This is a genomic window from uncultured Tateyamaria sp. (assembly GCF_947496075.1).
Taxonomy (GTDB): Bacteria; Pseudomonadota; Alphaproteobacteria; order Rhodobacterales; family Rhodobacteraceae; genus Tateyamaria.
In genome coordinates this window covers 155269-178589 of record NZ_CANMBJ010000002.1, presented here as the reverse complement: position 1 = coordinate 178589, position 23321 = coordinate 155269, and the positions used below count along the sequence as shown (strand labels likewise).

The window sequence follows — 23321 nt, the reverse complement described above, 5'->3', positions numbered from 1 at the left end:
AGCACCGCGATGTCTGCCCTTTTGTCTATTAGCGGCCTGCAAAAGTCGTTCGGCGCCGTCAAGGTCGCCGACGACTCAAGCTTCGAGATCGCCCAAGGCGACGCCGTGGGCATCCTTGGGCCCAATGGCGCGGGCAAGACATCGCTTTTCAATCTGATCACCGGCGCGCTCAGCCCTGATGCGGGCCGGATCATCTTTCAAGGGGCAGACATTACTGCCACCTCCGCTGCCAAACGCTGCAAGATTGGCATTGCCCGGTCCTTCCAGGTGCCCCAGCCCTTTGGCGGGATGACAGTCTATGAAAACGCGCTTGTCGGGGCTATGCAGGGCGCGGGCCTCTCGGGTCGCGAAGCTGAAAACCATGCGCTGCAGGTCCTGACGGACACTGGGCTTTTGCCAAAGGCAAACCAACGTGCAGGCACACTCACTCTGCTAGACCGCAAGCGGCTTGAGATGGCGCGTGCGTTGTCGGCGCAACCCAAACTCCTCCTTCTCGATGAGATCGCAGGTGGGCTGACAGAAGCCGAATGCACTGCGCTTATCGACACGATCAAGGCTGTACATGCCAAGGGCACTACAATCATCTGGATTGAACATGTGGTCCACGCGCTGCTGGCTGTGGTGAACCGGCTGATCGTGATCGACTTCGGCAAGAAGATCGCCGAGGGCGCACCGAAGGAGATTATGGACAGCCCAGAGGTCAAGGAAATCTATCTGGGAGTGGACCCTGATGTCTGACCCTATCCTGTCGCTCAGTGGCCTTGATGCGCACTACGGCGACTTCCAGGCGCTCTACGGCATAGACATGGATATCCACGCGGGCGAGGTCGTCGCGATCATCGGCGCCAATGGCGCGGGCAAGACCACGCTTATGCGCTCCATTTCCGGGCTGATGTCCAACGCGCCGGAACAGGTGCGGTTCAAGACCGAGGGCATAGGCACCCTACGCGCGGACGAGGTCGCCTATCGCGGCATTGCCTTGGTGCCCGAAGGACGCCAGCTGTTCCCATCACTCTCGGTCGAGGAAAACCTGCTGCTCGGTGGCAAGGTTGCCCGCCCCGGCCCATGGTCGCTCGGCAAGGTCTACGAGCTTTTCCCGGTTCTCAAGGAACGGCGCAGCCAAGCCTCAACATCCCTCTCGGGCGGTCAACAACAAATGGTCGCCATCGGCCGGGCCCTCATGGCCAACCCCGAAGTGATCCTGTTCGACGAAATCAGCCTCGGTCTCGCCCCCGTCATCATCAAAACGATCTATGACGCCCTGCCGGGCATCATCGGCGGCGGCATGACAGCGCTGGTGGTCGAACAGGATATCAGCAAAGCGCTCGAGGTCTCCTCTCGCGTGTTCTGCCTGCAAGAAGGGCGCGTGTCCCTGAGCGGGGCTACGGGTGACGTCACCCGAGACCAAATCACCGCCGCTTATTTCGGAGTTGCCGCATGATCGAGTGGATTGGCGTAATCGTACAGGGCGTTCTGCTGGGCGGTCTCTATGCCCTTTTCGCCGCCGGATTGTCGCTGATCTTTGGCGTGATGCGACTGGTGAACATCGCGCATGGAGATCTCATTATCCTCGCCGCCTATCTCGGGCTTAGCACCACAATGACATTCGGCGTCCACCCTTTTGCCGCCGCCCTTCTGGTGCTGCCCGTGATGGCGGTGATCGGTTACGTCTTGCAACGCGGCATCTTGAACCAGACGTTGGGGCCGGACATCCTGCCACCACTGCTGGTCACCTTTGGCTTGTCTGTGATTATCCAGAACGCGCTGCTTGAAGGCTATTCCGCCGATCCGCAGAAACTGTCCGCCGGGGCCATCGAGACGGCCAGCGTCAATCTGGGCAGCCTGACAGTTGGCATCCTGCCCCTGCTGACTTTTGCCATCGCTGTCGGCGTTATCGCCGGGCTGCAATGGATGTTCTACGCCACCGCCCTTGGTCGTGGTTTTCGCGCCGTGTCCGACAACCAGGACATCGCGCAATTGATGGGCCTGAACAAGGCGCATGTCTTTGGCCTCGCCATGGCGATGGCCCTTGCCGTCACCGGCATCGCGGGCATCCTGCTGGGCATCCGCACCAGCTTTGATCCTTCTATCGGCGGTGGGCGCCTGATCTTCGGGTTCGAAGCTGTGATAATCGGTGGCCTTGGGAACCTGTGGGGCACGCTCGCCGGCGGCGTGATCCTAGGCGTCGCCCAAACTATCGGGGCCAAGATCGATCCAGGCTGGCAAGTCCTCGCGGGTCACATCGCCTTCCTTGTCGTTTTGGCCGTGCGTCCGAACGGCTTGTTCCCACGGGTCCAGCACTGATGGGCATCCCAACCGTATACCGCGCTACCCGTGCCAGCCGCATCGCAATGATCGTTGCCGTGTTGGCCCTGATCGTCTTGGCTGCAGCCCCGTGGTGGGCGGGCCGCGCAGATCTGCGCCTGATGGGCGAGATTTTCCTCTACCTGTCCCTCGCCTGCCTGTGGAACCTGATGGCGGGCTACGCGGGTCTCGTGTCCGTCGGCCAGCAGGCGTTCGTGGGCTTTGGCGGCTACATGCTGTTCGCGTTGACGATCTTTGGCGGGTTGCATCCGATCACGGCGATCCTGATGGCCGGCATGCTGGCTGCCGTCCTGTCGGTCCCAATTGCAGCCCTCATCTTCCGACTTAAAGGCGCCTATTTTGCTATCGGCACTTGGGTGGTTGCCGAAGTTTTTCGCCTGACCTTCGCGCAGATCTCTGCGTTGGGCGGCGGGTCCGGAAGCTCCCTGCCGGTGGGCATCGTCCGTTCGCTAGCTGACGGGCGCTCGGCGCGCGAAGCGCTCAGCTACTGGCTCGCGCTGGGTGCCGCAATCCTCGTGATCACGGCTGTTTACCTATTCCTGCGTTCGCGTCGTGGTCTTGCGCTGACAGCCATCCGTGACAGTGAAGTGGCGGCCAGCGGCCTCGGCATCGACATCTGGCGCACGAAGCTGGAGGTTTATGTTGTCACATCCGCCTTCACAGCGATTATCGGTGGCCTCCTGTTTCTGCAAAAACTACGCATCTCGCCCGATGCAGCCTTCTCGGTCAACGACTGGACGGCCTTTGTCATCTTCATCGTCGTGATCGGCGGCATCGGCACGCTTGAGGGACCGATCATCGGCACGCTCCTGTTCTTCCTTTTGCGTGAAACACTGGCCGATTTCGGCACCATCTACTTGATGGTACTCGGCGCGGTCGCCATCGTGGTGATGCTGAAGGCACCCAAAGGCGTCTGGGGGCTGATCCGCGACCGTTACGATCTTGAGCTTTTTCCCCTGAGCTACCGCATCAAACTGAACGATCCAAAGGACACGTGACCATGGCCAAGCAAAAAACGATCATCACCTGCGCGGTCACTGGGGCCATTCACACCCCAACCATGTCCGACCACTTGCCCATCACACACAATGACATCGCGGAACAGGCCATTGCGGCGGCGGAAGCAGGTGCATCAATTCTGCACCTGCACACCCGCGACCCTGAAGATGGCCGCCCATCAGTTGAGCCAGAGCACTACGTGGGCATTCTCGGCCGTGTGAAGCAATCGACAGACGCGGTGTTGAACATCACCACCGGTGGTGCGCCGACCATGCTTATCAAGGATCGGATCAAGGCCGCGGTCCGATTCAGCCCCGAGATGTGCTCGCTCAACATGGGATCGATGAATTTTGCCTTTCACCCGTTGGCCGACCGCTACGACACGTGGAAGCACGATTGGGAGAAGGAATACATCGCGGGATCAGAAGCCAACATCTTCCGCAACACCTTTGCAGACATCAAGCAGGCAGCAACGGAACTGGCACCGCACGACATCAAGTTCGAACATGAGTGCTATGACGTCGGCCACCTGTACAATCTGAAATTCTGTATGGATATCGGCCTCTTCAAGGCACCAGTTTTCCTACAATTCGTGTTCGGCGTTCTGGGCGGCATCGGGCCCGAGGTTGATAACCTGATCTTCATGAAACGCACCGCCGACCGGCTCTTTGGCGACGACTACCGATGGTCGGTGCTCGGGGCTGGCGCTGCGCAGATGCCCCTTGCCACCACAGCCAGCCAAATGGGCGGCAATGTGCGGGTCGGGTTGGAAGACAGCCTGTTTATCACACGTGGACGGCTCGCGCAGTCGAATGCCGAACAAGTCACCAAAATCCGGCGTATCGTCGAAGACTTGGGCTGCGAGGTTGCAAGCCCAGATGAAGCCCGGGACATTCTGGACCTCAAAGGTGGCGATCGCGTCGCGTTCTAGGTCGTCTCATCATCGTCCAACAGGATGCGCTGGGCATCACCTTCGGGATCAGAATACTGATCGCTCTTCATCGTCCAGACGAAGGCCACCAGTGCACCAAGCCCAAGGATGAGCGAACACGGAACCAGGATAACAAGAACATTCATGGCTATGCCTTTGTTCTCAGAGCGTTCAAGGTAACAGTGATGGAACTGGTGGACATTGCAAGCGCTGCCATCAGCGGTGATGCGAAACCAGCAAGGGACAGCGGGATCGCCACAGCGTTGTAACAGGCCGCCAGCGCAAAATTCTCAAGAATGCGCCGCCTTGCACTGCGCGCGATGCCAATTGCCGCTGGAATACCGGACAGATGCTGACCCAAAAGGACAACATCTGCCGCGTTCTGACTGGCCTCCAAGGCAGTGCCCGGCGCAATGGACGCCCAAGCCCGCGTCAGGGCCAGCGTGTCGTTCAGGCCGTCGCCGACCATGACGACCTTGCGGCCTTCGGTCTGCAACTGCTCGATCAGGTCCTGCTTGGCCTCCGGGTCCACCTCGGCGTGCACATGGGTGACGCCCAATTCTGCAGCGACACGTGTCGCGTTCCGCTCGCTGTCACCGGTCAGCATATGCACATCAAAGCTCATCTCTCGAAGGCGCTCGACAGTATCGGCGGCATCCGTAAAAATTTGTTCACGCCTTTCAAGAGGGTAAATCATATCGCCGACTTGCAGGACGGTGCCCTGACCAGCTCCGATCCAGACGGCATTGCCAAAACGCACCGTCTGATCGTTCCAAAGCCCGGAAACGCCGTTGCCGCGGTGCTCGGATATGCCTTCAAGATCAGCGACCCTGACATCCTTTAGCAGAGGCAGAACGGAGCGGCTCAGTGGGTGTGCCGAAGCCTGCGCCAACGCTTTAAGTATCTCGCGTGCCTCAACCGGCATCTCTTGGGATGGTACAAGCGCTGCCGCAGACAGTGTGCCGGTCTTGTCAAAAACAACCGTATCCACCTCTGCCAAACGCTCCAGCGCCGTCTCGGATTTGACCAGCAAGCCCATGCGGAACAATCGCCCGGTTGCAACGGTCGCCACCGCCGGGACAGCAAGACCCAAGGCGCAGGGGCATGTGATAATCAGCGTGGCAATGGCGATCTTGAGGGCGTGATACATGTCACCCGTCGCCATGGACCAGCCTATGAATGCAGCAAAAGACAGACCATGGACGAGCGGTGCATAGACGCCCGCAGCCCGGTCGGCAAGGCTGGTATAGCGGCTTTTGGAGCTTTCGGCATGGGCCGCGATCTGGATCAGTCGGCGCAGGGTCGATCCCTTGGCGGCAACGGTTGTGCGCATTGTGACCGGGCCGGTCAGAACGATTTCTCCCGCCGTCAGGGCAGCACCACGCGCCACTGCAATCTCGTCACTTTCCCCAGTGAGCGCGCTGCGATCCACCTGCGCTGCATCGCTGTTCAGCACACCATCCACTGGCACGCGCGCCCCGGCAGCCAGCCAAAGCGTGTCACCCTCGGCCACATCATCGACAGGGACACTCACCCGGGTTTCACCGTCGATGCGCGTCACGCGCAAAGGTTCAAGTGCCGCGAGATCAGCGGCCGCCGAACGCGCAGCTTGCCGCATGCGCTTTTCCAGCACACGGCCACCAAGCAAGAAAAACGTCAGTGACAACGCCGCGTCGAAATACGCGTGCTCTCCACCCTGAGACGTCTCGTAAAGAGACAGGCCACAGGCCAGGATGATGGCAAGTGAAATCGGTACATCCATGTTCAGCCGCATGCCACGCAGGGCAGACACTGCCGAACGGAAGAACGGCTGCGCACAATAAATTGCGGCAGGCAATGAAATCGCTGCTGATATCCAGTGGAAGAAATCGCGCGTGGCATCGGTCGCGCCAGACCACACGGCCACCGACAGCAGCATGACATTCATCATCGCAAAACCGGCGATGCCAAGGCGCATGGTCAGTCCATCGTCTTGGCCGCGATTGCCAGCATCGCGGGCCTCGTGCGCCTCGAACCCGATATCGGTCAGGGCCTCGATCCATGGCGCGGGATCAATCCCCGGTTCCGCTGTGATTGCCACTCGCTTGCGGCTAAGGTTCACGCGCGCAGCCGCGATATCAGGGCGGGCATTCAGCAAGCCTTCAACCGATCGGATGCAGGCAACGCAGTGAACGCCCGGCACTATCAGCTCATGCGTCGGAAGACCCGCATCGCGGCCCACCGTTTCAGCGACCTCACCAGCGGCTATGCAGCCTGGGCAGGAGGCAACACTCATCGCTGCACCCGAAGGACAATACGCTGGCGGAAGTCTGTTCCGTCTGGCGCAACCGCAGTCAGACGCAGGTTCCAGTTTCCAGACGCCAGCTCGGGAATGTCAGCCACAAACCGGGCACCATCGTGGCGAAAGGTCGGAGTTAGATCTTCACCCACATGGGTGGCACGCCCCAGAGTCGCAGATGTGATCGTGGCAACCACTGGACCAATTTCATCATCAATGTGTAGAGCCAGTGTTCCGTCTTCCGCATCTGCCGACACCTGCCAGCCTAACGCTTCCTGAGCGGCACGGTCCTCTTCAAAGGCTTGGCTGACAACATAAGAATTCTTGGTCTCAAGCCCCGGAAAAGTGTGCACGGCCTGGAAAGCAAGCGTAAGGTTTACACTGATGATGATGGTAAACGCCGTCCCGAAGATGGCCAATACGTGCCAGCCGGTGAGTTCCTTGATCTGCATCCTTAGCCCTTTCCGTTGAAGATGGTGGCGACGCCTGCACGGTCGTCTGTTTCCACATCCTCGACCCACAAACGTAGATCGGTGGTTTCGGCATCAGCCGCTGCATCCTGCGGGCGGGCAATGACATAGACGCGCGCCTGCAGTGTTTCATTGGCGGGAACGGTGACGTGGTTGGCGACCGCCCCATCACTTTCGACATCGATGCGCAGGATCTCCTCTGATGTCAGCATGACCCGGAAGTCGCGATCCTCTGCCGTCAGGTTGCGAATACGCAAGGTGTAGGTGTTACGCACCGCTCCATCCGACAGTGTTACGAACTGCGGGTTGCGCACAGGTTCGACCGTCAGGTCGATGTCCGAACGAATGAACAAGGCATAGACCAGTGCCACACCGATCAGCGACCACATCGCTGTGTACAGGATGGTACGCGGGCGCAGCACATGCTGCCAGATCGGGCGCGGCTGCGCGCCCTGGGTTTCGGCCTCTTCATCCGACAGGGCCAGATAGTCAATCAAACCGCGTGGCTTGCCGATCCGCTCCATCACCTCGTCACAGGCGTCGATGCACAGCGCACAAGTGATGCACTCCATCTGCTGCCCGTCGCGGATGTCGATACCAGCAGGGCAAACGTTCACGCAGGCCATGCAGTCGATGCAATCGCCAAGCTGGTCCGCCCCTTCCGCCTTGATGTGTTTGCCGCGCGGCTCGCCCCGCCAGTGACGATAGGCAACGGTCAGCGTGTCATTGTCCATCATGGCCGCCTGGATGCGCGGCCAGGGGCACATGTAATTGCAGACCTGCTCGCGCATGAAGCCGCCAAAGACAAAGGTGGTCGCAGCGAGGATCAGAATGGTGGAATAGGCGACCAAGGGTGCGCTGAACGTCATTAAATCAGCAGCCAAGGTTGGAGCATCCGCGAAGTAAAAAACCCAGGCGCCACCTGTCGCCATTGCGATCAGGAACCACACTATCCATTTCGTGACGCGAAGGCGGACCTTGCGCAACGACCAGTCAGCGTTCCAGAGGCGGACACGGGCATTGCGATCGCCCTCAATCCAGCGCTCCACCAGAATGAAAAGGTCGGTCCACACGGTTTGAGGGCATGTATAACCGCACCAAACGCGGCCCAAAGCAGATGTGAAAAGGAACAGGCCAAGCCCAGCCATGATCAGCAGGCCCGCGACGAAGTAGAACTCGTGCGGCCAAATCTCGATCCAGAAGAAGTAAAAACGACGCCCGGCCAAATCGACAAGAACGGCCTGATCAGGAAGGTTCGGACCACGGTCCCAGCGGATCCATGGGGTCAGGTAGTAGATCGCAAGCGTCACGCCCATGATCCACCATTTGAGCGTACGGAACTTGCCTTTCACCCGACGGGGAAAGATCGGTTCACGCGCGACATAAAGAGACGGCGGAGAGGCCGGAGATTGTGTCATTGTCAATTGTCCTGTTCGTAGGTTCAAACTGCATGGCCCACACGGCCAACACCTTGATCTGGATCAAGCATGGGGAGAAATCCCGGTCCCCGCTTGGTACGAACAGGACAGAGACCGGGAGCGCCGCGTATCCCTCCTGGATGGGCCCGAGCCCGATACGCAGCATGGAGCGATACGGCGAGGGTTACTCGCCGCCGCCCAACTGGTGCAGATACAAGGTGACTGCCTTGATCTCTTCTTCGTCCAAACGCTGACCCCAAGCTGGCATCACACCAAAGCGTGAATAGGTCACCGTCTCGATCAGGGTTTCGCGATCCCCGCCATAAAGCCAAATCGCATCGTTCAGAGTAGGCGCGCCGAGTTCCCGGATGCCTTCACCGTTGTCGCCGTGACAAGCAGAGCACTGCTCTTGGAACCAAACCATGCCCTGTTCAGCCATGGCTGCATCATGGTCCTGGCCAGATAGGGACAGGACGTACTCAACGGTTTGGCCGATCTCCTCGTCTGACATGATGTCGCCGAACGCTGGCATCTCAGACCACCGCGCATCTGGGTCGGTCTCGTTCCGAATACCATGCCTCACGGTGTACTCAATGTCTTCCAGCGTGCCACCCCACAGCCAGGCATCATCCAGCAGGTTGGGATAGCCTGCCGCCTGAACGCCTGCAGCACCGGACCCATGGCACTGCGAACAATGAGCAAGAAAGACCGAAGCACCGCCTGCAACACCGAACCGGTGCGCAGGATCGTCAGGCGCAAGTGTCGCCAAATCCGCAGACGCCAGACGTTCAGTCAATTCCGCGTTCTGCGCATCCACTTCTGCAATCCGTTCGGCAACTTCTGCGCGCGTGGAGTATCCCAATAAGCCCGTCGTGGCCGAATTGATCAGCGGCCACGCAGGATAGGCAATGGTGTATGCCAACCCCCAGACAACCGTGCCGTAAAAGGTCCACAACCACCACCGCGGCAGCGGGTTGTTCAGTTCCTTGATGCCGTCCCATTCGTGTCCGGTGGTATCGGTCCCGGTGACATCATCAATTTCTTGTTTGTCAGCCATATTAGTCGGCCTCCGGTTCTTGCGCTGCAAGATGCGCATCAGTGTCGTTTCGCAGTGGAATACCGGCCGCCTCTTCATTGGCCGCACGCGCCGAGGGACGGAAGGCCCAAAGGCAGGCGGTGATGTAGAAGATCACCATCGCCAAAAGCACCCAGCTGTCAGCCAACTCTCGCAGGAAGGAATACGTGTCCATCAAAACCTCCTATCGGCTTGGATCAGGCGTGAAGGTCGAGAAATCGACCAAGGTGCCCAGCATCTGCAGGTAAGCAATCAGCGCATCCATCTCGGTCAGCTCAGGCTGGCCGTCAAAGTTGGACACGACCGCGCCGGGGTAGCGCTCGACCAGACCATCCCAATCGCCGTCGGGATCGGCCTGAACCCGAAAATCGTCGGCAGCGGCTGCGACCATCTCATCGGTATAGGGCACGCCCACAAAGCGGTGGGTCTTGACCAGATCCTCGATGTGCTCGCCATCTATCACCGCATCCGCGAGGAAGGCGTATTTCGGCATGATCGATTCAGGCACAACCGATTGCGGGTCCATCAGGTGATCGACATGCCACGCATCCGAGTACCGTCCACCCACACGGGCCAAATCGGGCCCGGTCCGCTTCGATCCCCATTGATGCGGATGATCGTACATCGATTCAGCCGCCAGGGAGTAGTGCCCGTAGCGTTCAACCTCGTCCCGCATGGGGCGGATCATCTGGCTGTGGCAGACATAGCAGCCTTCGCGAACGTAGATGTCTCGCCCGGCCAATTCCAGCGGGCTGTAGGGTCGCACCCCTTCCACCTCTTCAATCGTGTTTTCGAGGTAAAAAAGCGGTGCGATCTCCACAATGCCGCCGACCGATACAGTGAGCAGCGAGAAGACGAACAGAAGCGTCGGGCTGCGTTCCAGAACCTGGTGTCGCTTGAGAAAAGCCATGTTTCGGTCTCCCTTATGCGGCTTGTACAGGTTGAGCGGCAGCAACAGGTGCCGCGGGCGGGGCCACCCGGACGGGCTGGCCGCCCCGGATGGTCATCCACATGTTCCAGACCATGATGCAGGCACCGGTCAGGTACAGGACCCCACCCAATCCACGCACCACATACATCGGGAACTTCGCGCTCACGGTGTCGGCGAACGAGTTCACCAGGAACCCTTGGGCATCGACTTCGCGCCACATCAGGCCCTCCATGATGCCGGTCACCCACATCGATGCCGCGTAAAGCACGATACCGATGGTCGCGAGCCAGAAGTGCCAGTCGATGGCAGCCATCGAATACATCTGCTTGCGGCCCCACAGGCGCGGCGTCAGGAAGTAGAGCGCACCAAAGGTGATCATGCCGTTCCAGCCAAGTGCGCCGGAATGCACGTGACCAATGGTCCAGTCGGTATAGTGGCTGAGCGAGTTAACGGCCTTGATGGACATCATCGGTCCTTCGAAGGTGGACATGCCGTAGAAGGCCAGCGAAATCACCATCATCCGAATGATCGGATCAGTCCGCAACTTGTCCCATGCGCCTTGCAGCGTCATCAGGCCGTTGATCATGCCCCCCCAGCTCGGCATCCACAGGATGATTGAGAACACCATGCCCAAGGTCGATGCCCAGTCAGGCAATGCGGTGTAGTGCAAGTGGTGCGGACCCGCCCAGATGTACAGGAAGATCAGCGCCCAGAAGTGGATGATGGACAGCTTGTAGCTGTAGACCGGACGACCCGCCTGTTTCGGCACGAAGTAGTACATCATGCCCAGGAACCCGGCAGTCAGGAAGAAGCCCACTGCGTTGTGGCCATACCACCACTGCGTCATGGCATCCTGTACACCCGAGAAGACCTGCACGGACTTGGAGCCCAGCAGCGAAACCGGAATGCTCAGGTTGTTGACGATATGCAGCATCGCTACGGTGATGATGAAGGCGAGAAGGAACCAGTTGGCGACATAGATGTGCTTTTCTTGCCGCTTGAAGATCGTGCCCATGTAGACAACCAGAAACGCGACCCAAACGATGGTCAGCCAGATGTCCACATACCACTCAGGTTCGGCGTATTCCTTGGACTGCGTCGCCCCCAGCAGGTAGCCGGTCGCAGCCATCACGATGAACAGCTGGTAGCCCCAGAAAACGAACCAGGCGGTGTTACCGCCCCAGAGCCGTGCCCCGCAGGTGCGTTGAACGATGTAAAAGGACGACATGATGAGGGCGTTGCCCCCAAACGCAAAAATCACCGCAGAGGTGTGCAGTGGGCGTAGACGACCAAAATTTGTAAAAGGTTGGCCCCAATCAAAATTCAGGCCGGGAAAAGCAAGCTGAAAGGCGATGAACACCCCCGCCAGAAATCCGACGACACCCCAGAAGCCGGTGGCGATTACACCCGCACGAACAACGTTGTCCATGTAACCGGTGTCATCAACGACAGCGCGCGTTTCGCCGATCTGGCGCAATTGCCAGATGAACATGCCACCGGCGATCAACATGATCAGCGCGGCATGCAGTTTATAGGCCAGATCGTGGCCCCAATCCGCTGCAATTGCAGCGACCAGAGCAACCAGACCCAGCAAGATCAATTTAACATAGTCCCACATGGTTCGTCCTTCGCGGTTGCGTGCTGTCCCCGCGGGGACAACAGACCTGTTCGTATGTTGGCTGATTAGATGCGCCCGCGTCGGGCCGCGTTGATCTGGATCAAGAGAGGCCGATTTACCGAATTACATGCACCGCACACTTCGCGTGACGCGTGACCCACGCTGCTGTCGACCCCAGCAGGATATCGGACAAAGCAGGCTGGTGGGACGCAATGACGATCAGATCGACACCGTTTTGTTCGGCGTAGTCGGTGATACTGCGACCGGTTGCGCCTTCAATCACGGCGCTTTGCCCGTTTGGCAATTCACTGGCCATCATCTTCAACCGCGTTGCAATCCGCTCCCGATTGCCCGCCACCGTATCCGCCGGCACGTATTCAGCGGCGTACATGGGCAACTGTTCCATCACGTGCAGCAACGTTATGCGCGCGCCCTCAGATGCAAGATGCTTGGCGACGGCCACAGCCTGCGGATGATCGCGTCCCTCGCCGAACAAGACGGGGATCAGGATGTTGGAATACATGTGCAAGCCCTCCTTTGGCCTTTCGGTCAGAAGGGATAGCGAAGGCGTCGCACCGCCGCGTTGATTTGGATCAAGCCAACGTCAGATCAGGGGCCCACCATCTGAATCGTCACCGCTTTCCAGCAACAGCGTCTCAAGGTCAGGAATGCGCACACTCCGGTTGCCATCCAGCTCGATCACACCGTCCTTGCGCAAGCCGGTAAACTGGCGGCTGACTGTCTCGATAGTGAGGCCCAGAAAGTTTGCCATCGCCTCGCGGCTGATCGGCAATTCGATACGCGACAGGTCCCCCAGAACCCGTCCATCCGGGTGAACGGTGCGCTTGGCAATGAGCATAAGGAAACTTGCGATCTTCTCACGCGCTGTCTTGCGGCCTAACAAGAGCATCCAGTCGCGAGCGGCGTCCAGTTCATCCAAGGCCATCTCCAGCAACCGTTCTTGAACATGGGGAATACGGATCAACAACGCCTCAAAGGGCTTACGTTGGAAACAGCACAGCGTGACATCTGTCACAGCCGTAACATCATATTGCAACGTGTCGCGCCCGGGCCGGCCGATGAAGTCTGACGGCAGCAACAAGCCAACCAATTGGGTCCGACCATCTTCGATTGCGCGTTCCAGTGTTGCCGTACCTGCAACGACTGAAGCCACCACATCCAGCGCATCCCCTCGCATGGCGATCGTCTGGCCTGCGGCATATGTCTTATAAAACTTGATCTGGTTCAGCTGTTCCAGTTCGTCATCATCGCAACGCGCGCACACGGCGCGGTGACGGATCGGGCAGCTTGCACAGCTTTCCATGATGGGCAGCACTTTGTTCACCACACCCTCCGTTGATCTGTGTCAATGCGTGGTGCCGACAGATCACTCAGCTTAAGAGCATGAAACACGTATCAGACCTCCGCCGTCATGGGCTTTTTGACGCCAAGGTGCCACGCTTTACCAGCTACCCGCCCGCGAATTGGTTCAGCGATGCTGTCGGTGAGGAATGCGTGCGCACTTGGCAATCCACTGCTCCCGAGGATGCAGAGATTTCCCTTTATGTCCACATTCCCTTTTGCCGCAGACTTTGCTGGTTCTGCGCTTGTCGAACCCAAGGCACGAGAAACGATGCCCCGTTGGCACCGTATGTTGAGCGGATTTTAGCCGAGGCACAGTCGGCCCGTGACAGCTTCGCCAACAGGGTACGTCCAAGGCGCCTGCATCTGGGCGGCGGGACACCAACGATTCTGTCGTCTTCCCTGCTGGATCACCTGTTAACCGGTCTGAACGACATCTGGGAACTTGACCAACTTGAGGAATTTTCCGTCGAGGTGGACCCCACGGATGTTGGCCCAAAGCGGCTGGCGATGCTGAAAAAGCACGGCATGTCACGGGTCAGTCTGGGTATTCAGGATTTTGACCCTCAAGTGCAAAAAGCAATTGGTCGACATCAATCCCGCGACCTCACAGCCGACGTCGTTGAGCAACTCCGTGGTTTGGACATCAACGCACTGAATTTCGATCTGCTCTATGGTTTGCCCTTCCAGACAGAGAAGACGCTGTCGGCAACCCTCGAAGCAGCGCTGGAGATGGATCCCGGGCGGATTGCGCTTTTTGGATATGCCCACGTGCCTTGGATGTCCAAACGCCAATCATTGATACCCAGTGATGCACTGCCCAAACCTGAACAACGCCTTGCCCTGTTTGACCTGGCCCGCAGGACCCTTCTGGGCCAAGGCTATGTTCAGATCGGCATCGACCACTTCGCACGGCCTGACGATGCGTTGGCGCAAGCCTATTTCGACAAACGCCTGACACGTTCGTTCCAGGGATACACCGACGACAGGGCGCCCTACCTGATCGGGTTGGGCGCTTCGGCCATTTCAACCTATCCGCAGGGATTTGCGCAGAACATTCCAGTCACCGGCAAATACGCCGCGCAGGTCGAAGCGGGGCAATCCGCTTTGTGGCGTGGTTATGAATTGAGCGACACGGACCATCTGAAAGCCGATCTGGTCGAACAGCTGATGTGCTACCATACCGCAACACTGTCCGACGCGCAGTTGGCAGAGCAAATCATCCTGACCGCCATTCTGCACATTGTCGAACGCTTTGGCGACGCCGTGACCTGGAACGGCAGGACGCTCAGCATTGCGCGGTGGGCTCACCCACTGGTTCGGATGATCGCTGGCACTTTGACCACCGATCAGAACGAAAAATCCGATGATCGCACTTACAGCGCTGCAATCTGACGTTTAGTCGAATGTCAGGGCTTGCGGCACGCCTCCTTCATAGGAGGCTTGCGCCGCGTCGGCCATCACTTGTGCCTTGTATCCATCAACGCCACTTGGATTTGGCGAAGTACCAGCTGTAACGACCTCGACGAAATGCTGCATCTCTGCGGTATATGCGGCTGCGTACCGTTCAAGGAAGAACGGCTCGGTCGGGGCACGGGTGAAGCCCTGCGCGTCGGACACTTCAACGGTCGAGGTCAGAACGTTATCCGCCCGAAGCATCCCTCTTTCTCCATGCACTTCGATCCGCTGGTCATAGCCATAGGTCGCGCGACGGGAATTCGATATCTGGCAGAGCTTGCCCGATGCTGTGCGCAAGCTGACCATCGCAGTGTCCACATCCCCAGCCTGCCCAATTTCTGGGTCCACAAGGCACGAACCATGGGCAAAAATCTCCACCGGGTCTTCACCCAACATGAAGCGCGCCATATCAAGATCGTGGATCATCATATCGCGGAAGAGACCACCGGATGTCTTGATGTATCCGATGGGCGGCGGCGACGGGTCGCGCGACAGGATCGTCACCATCTCAACTTTCCCGATGCGGCCCTCATCGATTTGCCCTTTGAGGGTCCGGAAATTCGGGTCGAAACGGCGGTTGAAAGCGATGAAGAAAGGCACGCCGTGCTGCTCGACCACAGCAAGACAATCTCGAATGCGCCCCGCGTTCAGGTCGATGGGCTTTTCGCAGAAGATCGCCTTGCCCGCCCGCGCAGCCCCATGGATCAAGTCGTAATGCGTGGTCGTCGGTGTCCCGATCACCACCGCGTCGATGTCCGACGCCGCGAGAATGTCTTCGACCCCCATGACCTGAGCGCCGGTTCGCGCAGCAAGCGCATTGGCAGCTTCTGGCATGGCGTCGGCGACAGCGGCGACTTGGGCACCTTCCAGCCCCATCAGGCTGCGCGCATGGACCTGCCCAATACGGCCACAGCCCAAAAGTGCGATGTTAATCATGGGCTTAGCCTCTCATTGTCTGCAAGACGGTGCGCGTCGCTGCGACCACCGGATCATGCGTATCTTTCAAGATTTGCACACGATCGAACCGGTCGGGGTCTCTGTTCACGGCATCGCGGAGCGCGTTGCCAAAAGCTTGGCGCAGCTCAGTCCCGATATTGAACTTACAAATATTCGTTTGGGTCGCCAGCTTGCGGCGCTGTGCGGCGGGCACGCCAGACCCACCGTGAATAACCAAAGGCACATCGGTGACCGCCTGGATGGCCGCGATACGGTCCTCGTCCAAGCCGCCTGATTGATCGGTTTGCAAGTGCACGTTGCCAACCGAAATCGCCATGGCATCCACGCCCGTCTCGCGGGAGAATAACGCAGCCTCGTCCGGATCCGTGCCCGCCGAAGCCTCACCGTTGTCATAGCCGACGAACCCGATCTCACCTTCGCAGGAAATACCCGCCTTGTGTGCCATCTCGGCAATAGCCGCCGTCTCGGCAATGTTCTCGGCCAGCGGCTTGCGCGAGCCATCAAACATGAGCGACGTGAAGCCGCTATCGAGCGCCTCTTTGCACTCGTCGAAGGTGTACCCATGGTCAAGATGCGCCACGACTGGCACGCTTGCACCTTCGGCCAGATGCCGGAACATCTTGCCAAGCACCCGCAGTGGCGTGTGTTCCCGGCAGGACGGTCCGGCTTGCAGGATAACAGGGCATGCCTCCGCCTCCGCCGCCGCGACGTAGGCCCGCATGTCTTCCCAGCCCAGCGTGACCAGACCAGCCACAGCGTGGCCTTGGGCCTTGGCCGGGCCCAGCACCTCTGCCAGTGTTGCAAGGGTCATTTGAACTTCGCGATCATGTCCTTGATGCCTGGGATCGTCTCAATCTGGTAGGCATGGGTGGGTTGGAAATACTGCACCAGGCTGCGCTGGCTCAGACCACCGAGGATGGTAAAGTAATACATCTCGTAGCCCGGCAGCACCGCGCAGGGGTGGTATCCGTTGTCGAGGCAGATCGTGGAGCCATCCACGATGTGATAGGCGTCGCCCGCCGTATTGTCGTTCCGTTGCAGCATCTGCACGCCCGAGCCGTGGTTGGGACGGAAGCGGAAGTTGTAGGTCTCGTCGTGGCGCGTCTCAATGATCTCACCGCCTTCGGACCGGTCGGTGTCGTGCTTGTGGCTGGGGAAGCCGGACCAACCACCCTGCCCGACCGTGAACAGTTCGGACACCAGCAGGCGGCCGACCTTGTCATGGTATTTGGTGCCCAGGATATGCTTGATCTTGCGGTGCGTTTTGGTGTCGTCAGAGCCGTATTGCACCAGATCCAGTTCGTCATTGCGTACGGCAAAGGCGTCGAGCACCTTGTCGTATTTGGCACCCGCCACGAAAACCTCAGCCTCGTCCGAAGTGCACACCATCTCGGCCTTGGCCGCTGTGGGCACGTAGACGCCTTCGGGTTCGCCATCCCACACATCTACGCCGCGCCCGCCCAAGGCATCCGCCTTGAACCCTTCGACATTCACATCGACGGTGCCGGTCGCGGGCACGATGCATGTCTCGTAGCCGGGTACGGCATATTCAAATGCCTCGCCCTTTTTCAGCTTCACGATATTGAAGTAGTTGAGAGGGACAGTGGCATCGTCGGCATCCACGATCGGTTTGTTCTGGTTGTCGTAAGGCGCGATATGCATCGGCGTGCCTCCTTTTACGTTGGTGTCGGACCGGGATGGTTGGTCAGGAAATCATCAAGCAGGTCGGGGGTGGGCATCGCGGGCGCGCAACCCGGTTGCGAGACGGTGATTGAGGCGCAAGCCGACCCACGAAGGATTGCAGTTCTCAGATCGCGCCCATCGGCCATTCCGGTCATGAGACCCGCCATGAACGCGTCTCCTGCACCGTTTGGTTTGACCGCCGTAACCGGGTAGATGCCAGTGGCAATCTCTTCACCGCCCGCATAGGTGACAGCCCCGTTCTCACCCATCTTGTAGATCACGATTTCAGCAGTCGTCTCTGACAAGGCTCTGGCCTTGGCCAGTCCCTTGTCCATGCCGCCCGCCATGAATCCAAACTCTTCGTCATTGCCCACAATCATGTCCGAGGCTTCGGCTGCGCGGCTGAGAACATCGGCCGCAACCTCTGCTGAGGGCCAAGAGTACGGGCGGTAGTCAACGTCGAAGATGATCGGCAAGCCTGCCGTCTTGGCCAGGTCAAAGGCGCGGAAGGTGGCGGTCCGCGACGGCTCAGCCGCAAACACAGTCCCCGCAGTGATCAGTGCGCCAAACTTGGAGTAGTCCACTGCTTCGACATCTTGCATGGTCATCTGAAAATCAGCCGCGCCGTTGCGGTAGATGACGTTCCGGTGCCCCTCCAGCACGCTTTCATAGAAAGCCAGCGAGTTGCGGAACTCTCCACCCACACGCTGCACATGATCCGTGTTCACGCCGTAGTGCTGCAAGCGGTTCACACAGTAGCTGCCCACCGAGTCGTCTGACACCGATGTCACCAGAGCCGCCTTGCCTCCCAGCTTGCAGATGCCCGCGCCGATATTCGCCGCCGACCCCCCAAGATCCACGGTCAGGCGTTCCGCATCCTCGGCGCGCACACCAACATCTGTGAAGAAATCGATCCCTGCCCGGCCCACGATGACAAAGTCATTGGCCTTTATGCCCTCCAGAAGCCCGCTCACTTGATCCCCTCAGCATTCACAGCATCAGCATCATCCAGAATTTCCGGGTATTTGTAATTGAAACCCAGAAGCTGCCGCATCTCGGGGCTGGCTGCATCAAGGAAGGATTGTGGCAGAGCCCCCGGCATATCCTCCAGCGGTTTGACAAATTTCGGGATGTAATTGATCAGCAATGCGTTGCGGTCGTGATCGGCGTTGTTTGGCATGGCACAATGCCACGCCGCGCCAAAAAAGATCACTGTGTCCCCGGGCTCGCCCGTCATGCGAGCGCAGTTGTCGTAGAAATGGTCGCGATCCTCTGCCGTGGGATAGCGCATGTCCTTTTGCGACCCGGGCAGATAGGCGGTCGCGCCGCTTTCCTCGGTGAAGGGATCAAGCGCGATGGTCACCTGTGCGTTCATGGGAAAACTGGCGTTCAGGCCCATCGGATGCGTGTCGGGTTGGTGAAAATCCCAATAGGGAAAGTCAATATGGGGCTCTTGCCCCGGCCCACCCGGTAACAGGCGGTTCGCCGCAATCGACCCCATGATGAACTCTGACCCCAACCAGCGACGCAGCACCGCCATAATGACAGGGTGCGTGGCCATGTCCGAGAATACATCGCCCTTGGCCAGCAGGTTCCAGACACGGCGCTGCAGGTTGGCGCGGCCCTCCTCAATCGCCGCGCCTTGGAAGTGAGTGACCTTCTCACCCTCTCCGTTCGAATGCGCCATGATGCGCGCCCGCGCATCGGCGATCTGCTCAGGCAAGAACAGACCTTTGATGCGCACCGCGCCGGAACCATTCAGCAACTCTTCGCAAATCGCAACGGGATCAGCCGTTTCAGCCGTGAAGCTTTGCATCACACGCCCTTCCGCTGTTTCGGACGTGACGATTCCCAATCTTCATGGGCAGCAGCAACCTTTTCATTGTCTGTCACATGTGGCGTGCCCACTTCCCACCAGGCATGGCCCTCGGTAGTCCACCCCTCATAGGCGTCGACCTTCATGCAAATGACATAGGTCGTCTCGCTGGCCTTCGCCCGCTTGAACGCCTCGCCCAGTTCAGCAGGATTTTCAACTGTCTCGGCCGATGCTCCCATGCTGGCAGCATGTGCTTCAAAGTCCACGGCAAAGGCTTGCGGGATCGTCGGCGCATCACTCAGCAGGTTGTTGAAGCTCTCGTTGCCGGTGTTGTTCTGCAGCTTGTTGATGACCGCAAAGCCACCATTGTCGAGGACAAGCACAATCATCTTCTTCCGCGACAGAACCGACGAATAGATGTCCGAGTTCATCAGCAGGTATGACCCATCCCCAACAAAGGTGATCACATCCTGATCTGGCTCTCTCTCGGCCTGCGCAATCCGCGCGCCCCATGCCCCCGCAATCTCATAGCCCATACAGGAAAAGCCGAACTCCACATCCACGGTCCCGATGTCCAGGGTGCGCCAGTTGGCGGTCACTTCAGCAGGAAGCCCACCGGCTGCTGCGACCACCCGGTCGCGCCGATCACAGCTGGCATTCACGACGCCAATCGCCTGCGCGTAGGAATTGGGACGGTTCCCATGAGCTACGTTGTCCGCGACATAGGCGACCCATTTGCTACGCTCACCCTTGGCAAAGTCGACCCAACCGGATGGCGTCGTGTAACCCGTCATCGCCGCTCCCAGTGTATCAAGCCCCAGCTTGGCATCTCCTACGACGGGCAACGACCGATGTTTGCCCGCGTCATGCCGGCCGGCATTCAGACCGATGATTTGGGCATCAGGTGCAAAGGCGGTCCAGGATCCGGTTGTGAAGTCCTGCAACCGGCAGCCGACCGAGAGGATCACATCTGCTTTTTCGGCCACTGCATTGGCGCTGTCCGATCCCGTCACGCCAATGGGCCCGCAATTCAATGGATGCGTGTCGATCATGTTGGCACGGCCCGCGATGGTTTCGACCACAGGGATGTTGTGTGCCTCCGCAAAGGATGTAAGTTCTTCCACTGCCCGCGAATACTGCACGCCGCCGCCCGCGATGATCACGGGCCGCTTGGCTGCTTTCAGTGCCGCGGCGGCATCCGCCACCTCTGCGGCATCCGGGAACTGGCGCCGAATGCGGTGCACCTTTTCCTCGAACATCACGGTTGGGTAGTCATAGGCCCAGCCCTGCACATCCTGCGGCAACCCGAGGAAGGCTGGCCCACAATCGGCAGGGTCCAGCATCGTCGCAATCGCATTGGGCAGTGACTGGATGATCTGTGCGGGATGCGTGATGCGATCCCAGTATCGTGTGACAGCCTTGAACGCGTCATTCACCCCAAAGGTAGGATCGCCAAAATGCTCAAGCTGCTGCAGAACCGGATCCGGCAAGCGGGTGATAAACGTATCTCCGCAGAGCATCAGCATCGGAAGCCGGTTGGCATGAGCCAGGGCCGAGGCCGTAAGCAGGTTCGCCGTGCCAGGTCCGGCAGAGGCGGTGCAGAACATAAACCGCTGGCGCAACCACGTCTTGGCATAGCCTGCCGCCGCGAATCCCATGCTCTGCTCGTTCTGCCCGCGATACAGTGGCAGCACGTCCTTGTGGTCATAGAGCGCCTCGCCAAGGCACGTCACGTTGCCATGGCCAAAGATGCCAAAGCCACCACCACAAAGGCGCCATTCTTGCCCGTCGATCTCGATGTACTGTGCCGCAAGATAGCGGATGATCGCCTGCGCTGTCGTTAGACGCACCGTGTCGCTGCCCGCCATTCTATCCTCCCATGGCTGCGCGATTTCATTTATCGACGATTCTGTATTGACCCGTCTGTCGCAATGACGATACCGGTATTGCAACCGGTTGCAAACACTTTTTGGAGGGGCCCGGATGGCGGAGATCGGGATTGGCATTGTCGGCGGAGGCTATATGGGCAAAGCCCACGCGGTGGCGTTTGGCGCTGTAGCCGCAGTGTTCGACACCGCCTTGCGTCCAAGACTGGAAATGGTGTGCGCCACATCGCAAACGTCCGCTGAGAAGTACCGCGCGACCTATGGCTTCGCGCGCGCGACGGATGATTGGCGCGTGTTGGTCGATGATCCGAAAGTCGATGCCATCGTTATCGCTTCGCCTCAAGACACGCACCGCGACATTGCACTCGCAGCCTTTGCAGCGGGCAAGCCTGTTCTGTGCGAAAAACCGTTAGCTGAGACACCGGATCATGCACGCGAGATGGTCGCTGCCGCCAGGGCGGCGGGCGTCGCCAACATGGTGGGTTTCAACTACGCCAAGACACCGGCGACACAATATGCTCGTAAACTGGTGGCCGAGGGACGCATCGGGCAGGTCACGTCCTTCAGGGGCGAGATGACCGAAGATTTCTTTGCCGACCCAAACGACCCCGGCACGTGGCGGGCGCAGGGTGACGCCAATGGCTGCATGGGCGATCTGGCCCCCCACCCCATCAACTGCGCGCAGGCGCTCATGGGCCCGATTGAGGCGCTCTTTGCGCGGGTCGAAACTGTGCATCCCGAGCGGGGTGGCGTGCAGGTCACCAATGACGATCAGGCCTACCTGACCCTGCGCTTTGCCTCCGGCATCAACGGCAGCCTCTTCATCAGCCGCGTAGCAACTGGGCGCAAGATGGGCTACGCCTATGACATCTACGGCACGGGCGGTGCCATTCGCTTCGATGGCGAGGACCAGAACTCGCTCTGGCTCTACACCGCGGACGGGCCAGAGGCCGAGCGCGGATTTCGCAAGATCCTGACCGGCCCCGCGCATCCCGACTACCTGCCCTTCTGTCAGGGCCCCGGTCACGGCACCGGCTATCAGGACCAGATCATCATCGAAGCCAAGGACTTTCTGACGGCCATCCATACGGGCGATCCCGTCTGGCCCACATTCGAAGAAGGTCTGCGGGTCAATCAAGTTGTGGCTGCGGCCCTTGCGTCCTCTCGGAAAGAGGCCTGGGTCAACGTGGCGGATTTCTGAACAAAGGCAAACACCATGATCAAGATCGGCAATGCCCCCTGTTCCTGGGGCGTGGAATTTGCGGACGACCCGCGCAACCCCGCATGGCGCAAGGTACTGCAAGAGAACGCGGATGCAGGCTATACCGGGATCGAATTGGGGCCTGTTGGCTTCATGCCAGAAGACCCTGCCACCTTGGGCGACGCGCTTGAGGAGTTCGGGCAGGAATTGGTGGGCGGTGTTGTCTTCCGTCCCTTCCATGATCCGGATGCGTGGGATGACGTCATGGACGGCGCGGTGCGCACCTGCAAAGCGCTCAAGGCCCATGGCGCGCAGCATCTGGTGTTGATCGACAGCATCTCAGACCGCCGTGCCCCCACCGCGGGGCGCGCGGATGAGGCCGAGCAGATGGACAAGGCGGAGTGGACCGCCTTCCGTGACCGCATCGCGACAGTCGCCAAGATGGGGGCAGAGGAATACGGGCTGACGGTCGGCATGCACGCCCATGCAGCTGGGTTCATTGACTTTGAACCTGAGTTGGAGCGCCTGCTAGACGAGGTTGATGAGAGCATCCTGAAAATCTGCTTTGACACCGGGCACCACTCCTATGCGGGCTTTGACCCGGTGGCCTTCATGAAACGTCATATCGACCGCATCAGCTACATGCATTTCAAGGACATCGACCCGAAGGTGAAGGCCGACGTCATCACCAAACGCACCGGCTTTTACGACGCCTGCGGTCAGGGCATTTTCTGCAATTTAGGCGACGGGGATGTGGACTTCCCTGCGGCTAGGCAAGTGCTTTTGGACAACGGGTTCGACGGCTGGTGCACGGTTGAACAGGATTGCGACCCGGCGGGCGACACGTCACCAATCGACGACGCGAAACTGAACCGCGCCTATCTGCAATCCATCGGATTTGAAGGAGCCTGAG

General features: G+C 59.4%; 24 protein-coding genes. 8 read left to right on the top strand and 16 right to left on the bottom strand.

Going from position 1 to position 23321, the window contains the following annotated elements:
• Window positions 1–9: 9 nt before the first annotated feature.
• From Q1A51_RS04765 to Q1A51_RS04745, 5 genes are read left to right on the top strand one after another with little or no spacing between them, the layout of a single operon-like run.
• A complete protein-coding gene (locus Q1A51_RS04765) occupies window positions 10–738 on the top strand; it encodes an ABC transporter ATP-binding protein (RefSeq protein ID WP_299599339.1) in 729 nt (242 codons plus the stop codon).
• Window positions 731–1441: an ABC transporter ATP-binding protein gene (locus Q1A51_RS04760; protein ID WP_299599341.1), complete on the top strand. Its 711-nt coding sequence runs from the start codon at window positions 731–733 to the stop codon at window positions 1439–1441. Before Q1A51_RS04765 ends, Q1A51_RS04760 begins: the two co-directional genes overlap by 8 nt.
• Window positions 1438–2304 (top strand): branched-chain amino acid ABC transporter permease, encoded by an 867-nt coding sequence (locus Q1A51_RS04755; RefSeq protein ID WP_366869744.1) that lies wholly within the window; start codon window positions 1438–1440, stop codon window positions 2302–2304. The genes Q1A51_RS04760 and Q1A51_RS04755 overlap by 4 nt, the downstream gene beginning before the upstream one ends.
• Window positions 2304–3323: a branched-chain amino acid ABC transporter permease gene (locus Q1A51_RS04750; RefSeq protein ID WP_299599343.1), complete on the top strand. Its 1020-nt coding sequence runs from the start codon at window positions 2304–2306 to the stop codon at window positions 3321–3323. Before Q1A51_RS04755 ends, Q1A51_RS04750 begins: the two co-directional genes overlap by 1 nt.
• A 2-nt stretch (window positions 3324–3325) precedes the next feature.
• On the top strand, window positions 3326–4255 hold the full coding sequence (locus Q1A51_RS04745; RefSeq protein ID WP_299599345.1) for a 3-keto-5-aminohexanoate cleavage protein: 930 nt from the start codon (window positions 3326–3328) through the stop codon (window positions 4253–4255).
• Here the strand turns inward: Q1A51_RS04745 and ccoS are convergent.
• From ccoS to fnrL, 10 genes are all read right to left on the bottom strand, one after another.
• A complete protein-coding gene (gene ccoS / locus Q1A51_RS04740; RefSeq protein WP_299201691.1) occupies window positions 4252–4401 on the bottom strand; it encodes a cbb3-type cytochrome oxidase assembly protein CcoS in 150 nt (49 codons plus the stop codon). The genes Q1A51_RS04745 and ccoS overlap by 4 nt on opposite strands.
• A 2-nt stretch (window positions 4402–4403) precedes the next feature.
• The gene (locus Q1A51_RS04735; RefSeq protein WP_299599348.1) at window positions 4404–6530 is read right to left on the bottom strand and encodes a heavy metal translocating P-type ATPase; all 2127 of its coding nucleotides are present in this window, start codon (window positions 6528–6530) and stop codon (window positions 4404–4406) included.
• Entirely contained in the window at window positions 6527–6985 is a 459-nt protein-coding gene (locus Q1A51_RS04730; RefSeq protein ID WP_299599350.1) for a FixH family protein, read from the bottom strand. The genes Q1A51_RS04735 and Q1A51_RS04730 overlap by 4 nt, the downstream gene beginning before the upstream one ends.
• Before the next feature lie 2 nt (window positions 6986–6987).
• Window positions 6988–8421, bottom strand: coding sequence for a cytochrome c oxidase accessory protein CcoG (gene ccoG, locus Q1A51_RS04725; protein ID WP_299599353.1), 1434 nt, complete (start codon window positions 8419–8421; stop codon window positions 6988–6990).
• A 184-nt stretch (window positions 8422–8605) separates the two neighbouring features.
• Window positions 8606–9478: a cytochrome-c oxidase, cbb3-type subunit III gene (gene ccoP / locus Q1A51_RS04720; RefSeq protein ID WP_299599355.1), complete on the bottom strand. Its 873-nt coding sequence runs from the start codon at window positions 9476–9478 to the stop codon at window positions 8606–8608.
• Between the two features lies 1 nt (window position 9479).
• Window positions 9480–9671 (bottom strand): cbb3-type cytochrome c oxidase subunit 3, encoded by a 192-nt coding sequence (locus tag Q1A51_RS04715; protein WP_299201676.1) that lies wholly within the window; start codon window positions 9669–9671, stop codon window positions 9480–9482.
• Between the two features lie 9 nt (window positions 9672–9680).
• Window positions 9681–10406, bottom strand: a complete 726-nt coding sequence (ccoO, locus tag Q1A51_RS04710; protein WP_299599357.1) for a cytochrome-c oxidase, cbb3-type subunit II — start codon at window positions 10404–10406, stop codon at window positions 9681–9683.
• Between the two features lie 13 nt (window positions 10407–10419).
• Complete coding sequence (gene ccoN, locus Q1A51_RS04705; RefSeq protein WP_299201670.1) at window positions 10420–12045, bottom strand: cytochrome-c oxidase, cbb3-type subunit I; 1626 nt, start codon at window positions 12043–12045, stop codon at window positions 10420–10422.
• A 115-nt stretch (window positions 12046–12160) separates the two neighbouring features.
• Complete coding sequence (locus tag Q1A51_RS04700; protein WP_299201667.1) at window positions 12161–12568, bottom strand: universal stress protein; 408 nt, start codon at window positions 12566–12568, stop codon at window positions 12161–12163.
• Between the two features lie 81 nt (window positions 12569–12649).
• Window positions 12650–13369 (bottom strand): transcriptional regulator FnrL, encoded by a 720-nt coding sequence (gene fnrL / locus Q1A51_RS04695; RefSeq protein WP_299202531.1) that lies wholly within the window; start codon window positions 13367–13369, stop codon window positions 12650–12652.
• 80 nt (window positions 13370–13449) lie between these two features.
• On the opposite strand from fnrL, the gene hemN reads away from it, so the two are divergent.
• Window positions 13450–14802: an oxygen-independent coproporphyrinogen III oxidase gene (hemN, locus tag Q1A51_RS04690; protein WP_299599360.1), complete on the top strand. Its 1353-nt coding sequence runs from the start codon at window positions 13450–13452 to the stop codon at window positions 14800–14802.
• 3 nt (window positions 14803–14805) lie between these two features.
• On the opposite strand, the gene iolG is transcribed toward hemN, so the two are convergent.
• From iolG to iolD, 6 genes are read right to left on the bottom strand one after another with little or no spacing between them, the layout of a single operon-like run.
• Window positions 14806–15801, bottom strand: a complete 996-nt coding sequence (gene iolG / locus Q1A51_RS04685; protein WP_299599362.1) for an inositol 2-dehydrogenase — start codon at window positions 15799–15801, stop codon at window positions 14806–14808.
• Between the two features lie 4 nt (window positions 15802–15805).
• Window positions 15806–16633 (bottom strand): class II fructose-bisphosphate aldolase, encoded by an 828-nt coding sequence (locus Q1A51_RS04680; protein ID WP_299599364.1) that lies wholly within the window; start codon window positions 16631–16633, stop codon window positions 15806–15808.
• Window positions 16630–17484: a 5-deoxy-glucuronate isomerase gene (locus Q1A51_RS04675; protein WP_299599366.1), complete on the bottom strand. Its 855-nt coding sequence runs from the start codon at window positions 17482–17484 to the stop codon at window positions 16630–16632. The genes Q1A51_RS04680 and Q1A51_RS04675 overlap by 4 nt, the downstream gene beginning before the upstream one ends.
• 14 nt (window positions 17485–17498) lie before the next feature.
• Window positions 17499–18479 carry a 5-dehydro-2-deoxygluconokinase gene (iolC, locus tag Q1A51_RS04670; RefSeq protein ID WP_299599368.1) on the bottom strand — a complete coding sequence of 327 codons (981 nt, stop codon included), beginning with the start codon at window positions 18477–18479 and terminating at the stop codon, window positions 17499–17501.
• Window positions 18476–19321 carry a phytanoyl-CoA dioxygenase family protein gene (locus tag Q1A51_RS04665; RefSeq protein ID WP_299599370.1) on the bottom strand — a complete coding sequence of 282 codons (846 nt, stop codon included), beginning with the start codon at window positions 19319–19321 and terminating at the stop codon, window positions 18476–18478. The genes iolC and Q1A51_RS04665 overlap by 4 nt, the downstream gene beginning before the upstream one ends.
• Window positions 19321–21189 (bottom strand): 3D-(3,5/4)-trihydroxycyclohexane-1,2-dione acylhydrolase (decyclizing), encoded by a 1869-nt coding sequence (iolD, locus tag Q1A51_RS04660; RefSeq protein WP_299599372.1) that lies wholly within the window; start codon window positions 21187–21189, stop codon window positions 19321–19323. The genes Q1A51_RS04665 and iolD overlap by 1 nt, the downstream gene beginning before the upstream one ends.
• Before the next feature lie 115 nt (window positions 21190–21304).
• Here iolD and Q1A51_RS04655 point away from each other — a divergent pair, with 115 nt between their 5' ends.
• Both Q1A51_RS04655 and Q1A51_RS04650 read left to right on the top strand, forming a co-directional pair.
• Window positions 21305–22408 (top strand): Gfo/Idh/MocA family oxidoreductase, encoded by a 1104-nt coding sequence (locus tag Q1A51_RS04655; protein ID WP_299599374.1) that lies wholly within the window; start codon window positions 21305–21307, stop codon window positions 22406–22408.
• Window positions 22409–22423: 15 nt separating this feature from the next.
• Window positions 22424–23320 (top strand): TIM barrel protein, encoded by an 897-nt coding sequence (locus Q1A51_RS04650; protein ID WP_299599377.1) that lies wholly within the window; start codon window positions 22424–22426, stop codon window positions 23318–23320.
• Window position 23321 lies beyond the last annotated feature (1 nt).

Bases quoted from the DNA above. Each gene is read 5' to 3' on its own strand.
- Q1A51_RS04765 (WP_299599339.1), top strand. From the start codon at position 10: ATGTCTGCCCTTTTGTCTATTAGCGGCCTGCAAAAGTCGTTCGGCGCC.
- Q1A51_RS04760 (WP_299599341.1), top strand. From the start codon at position 731: ATGTCTGACCCTATCCTGTCGCTCAGTGGCCTTGATGCGCACTACGGC.
- Q1A51_RS04755 (WP_366869744.1), top strand. From the start codon at position 1,438: ATGATCGAGTGGATTGGCGTAATCGTACAGGGCGTTCTGCTGGGCGGT.
- Q1A51_RS04750 (WP_299599343.1), top strand. From the start codon at position 2,304: ATGGGCATCCCAACCGTATACCGCGCTACCCGTGCCAGCCGCATCGCA.
- Q1A51_RS04745 (WP_299599345.1), top strand. From the start codon at position 3,326: ATGGCCAAGCAAAAAACGATCATCACCTGCGCGGTCACTGGGGCCATT.
- ccoS (WP_299201691.1), bottom strand. From the start codon at position 4,401: ATGAATGTTCTTGTTATCCTGGTTCCGTGTTCGCTCATCCTTGGGCTT.
- Q1A51_RS04735 (WP_299599348.1), bottom strand. From the start codon at position 6,530: ATGAGTGTTGCCTCCTGCCCAGGCTGCATAGCCGCTGGTGAGGTCGCT.
- Q1A51_RS04730 (WP_299599350.1), bottom strand. From the start codon at position 6,985: ATGCAGATCAAGGAACTCACCGGCTGGCACGTATTGGCCATCTTCGGG.
- ccoG (WP_299599353.1), bottom strand. From the start codon at position 8,421: ATGACACAATCTCCGGCCTCTCCGCCGTCTCTTTATGTCGCGCGTGAA.
- ccoP (WP_299599355.1), bottom strand. From the start codon at position 9,478: ATGGCTGACAAACAAGAAATTGATGATGTCACCGGGACCGATACCACC.
- Q1A51_RS04715 (WP_299201676.1), bottom strand. From the start codon at position 9,671: ATGGACACGTATTCCTTCCTGCGAGAGTTGGCTGACAGCTGGGTGCTT.
- ccoO (WP_299599357.1), bottom strand. From the start codon at position 10,406: ATGGCTTTTCTCAAGCGACACCAGGTTCTGGAACGCAGCCCGACGCTT.
- ccoN (WP_299201670.1), bottom strand. From the start codon at position 12,045: ATGTGGGACTATGTTAAATTGATCTTGCTGGGTCTGGTTGCTCTGGTC.
- Q1A51_RS04700 (WP_299201667.1), bottom strand. From the start codon at position 12,568: ATGTATTCCAACATCCTGATCCCCGTCTTGTTCGGCGAGGGACGCGAT.
- fnrL (WP_299202531.1), bottom strand. From the start codon at position 13,369: ATGGAAAGCTGTGCAAGCTGCCCGATCCGTCACCGCGCCGTGTGCGCG.
- hemN (WP_299599360.1), top strand. From the start codon at position 13,450: ATGAAACACGTATCAGACCTCCGCCGTCATGGGCTTTTTGACGCCAAG.
- iolG (WP_299599362.1), bottom strand. From the start codon at position 15,801: ATGATTAACATCGCACTTTTGGGCTGTGGCCGTATTGGGCAGGTCCAT.
- Q1A51_RS04680 (WP_299599364.1), bottom strand. From the start codon at position 16,633: ATGACCCTTGCAACACTGGCAGAGGTGCTGGGCCCGGCCAAGGCCCAA.
- Q1A51_RS04675 (WP_299599366.1), bottom strand. From the start codon at position 17,484: ATGCATATCGCGCCTTACGACAACCAGAACAAACCGATCGTGGATGCC.
- Q1A51_RS04665 (WP_299599370.1), bottom strand. From the start codon at position 19,321: ATGCAAAGCTTCACGGCTGAAACGGCTGATCCCGTTGCGATTTGCGAA.
- iolD (WP_299599372.1), bottom strand. From the start codon at position 21,189: ATGGCGGGCAGCGACACGGTGCGTCTAACGACAGCGCAGGCGATCATC.
- Q1A51_RS04655 (WP_299599374.1), top strand. From the start codon at position 21,305: ATGGCGGAGATCGGGATTGGCATTGTCGGCGGAGGCTATATGGGCAAA.
- Q1A51_RS04650 (WP_299599377.1), top strand. From the start codon at position 22,424: ATGATCAAGATCGGCAATGCCCCCTGTTCCTGGGGCGTGGAATTTGCG.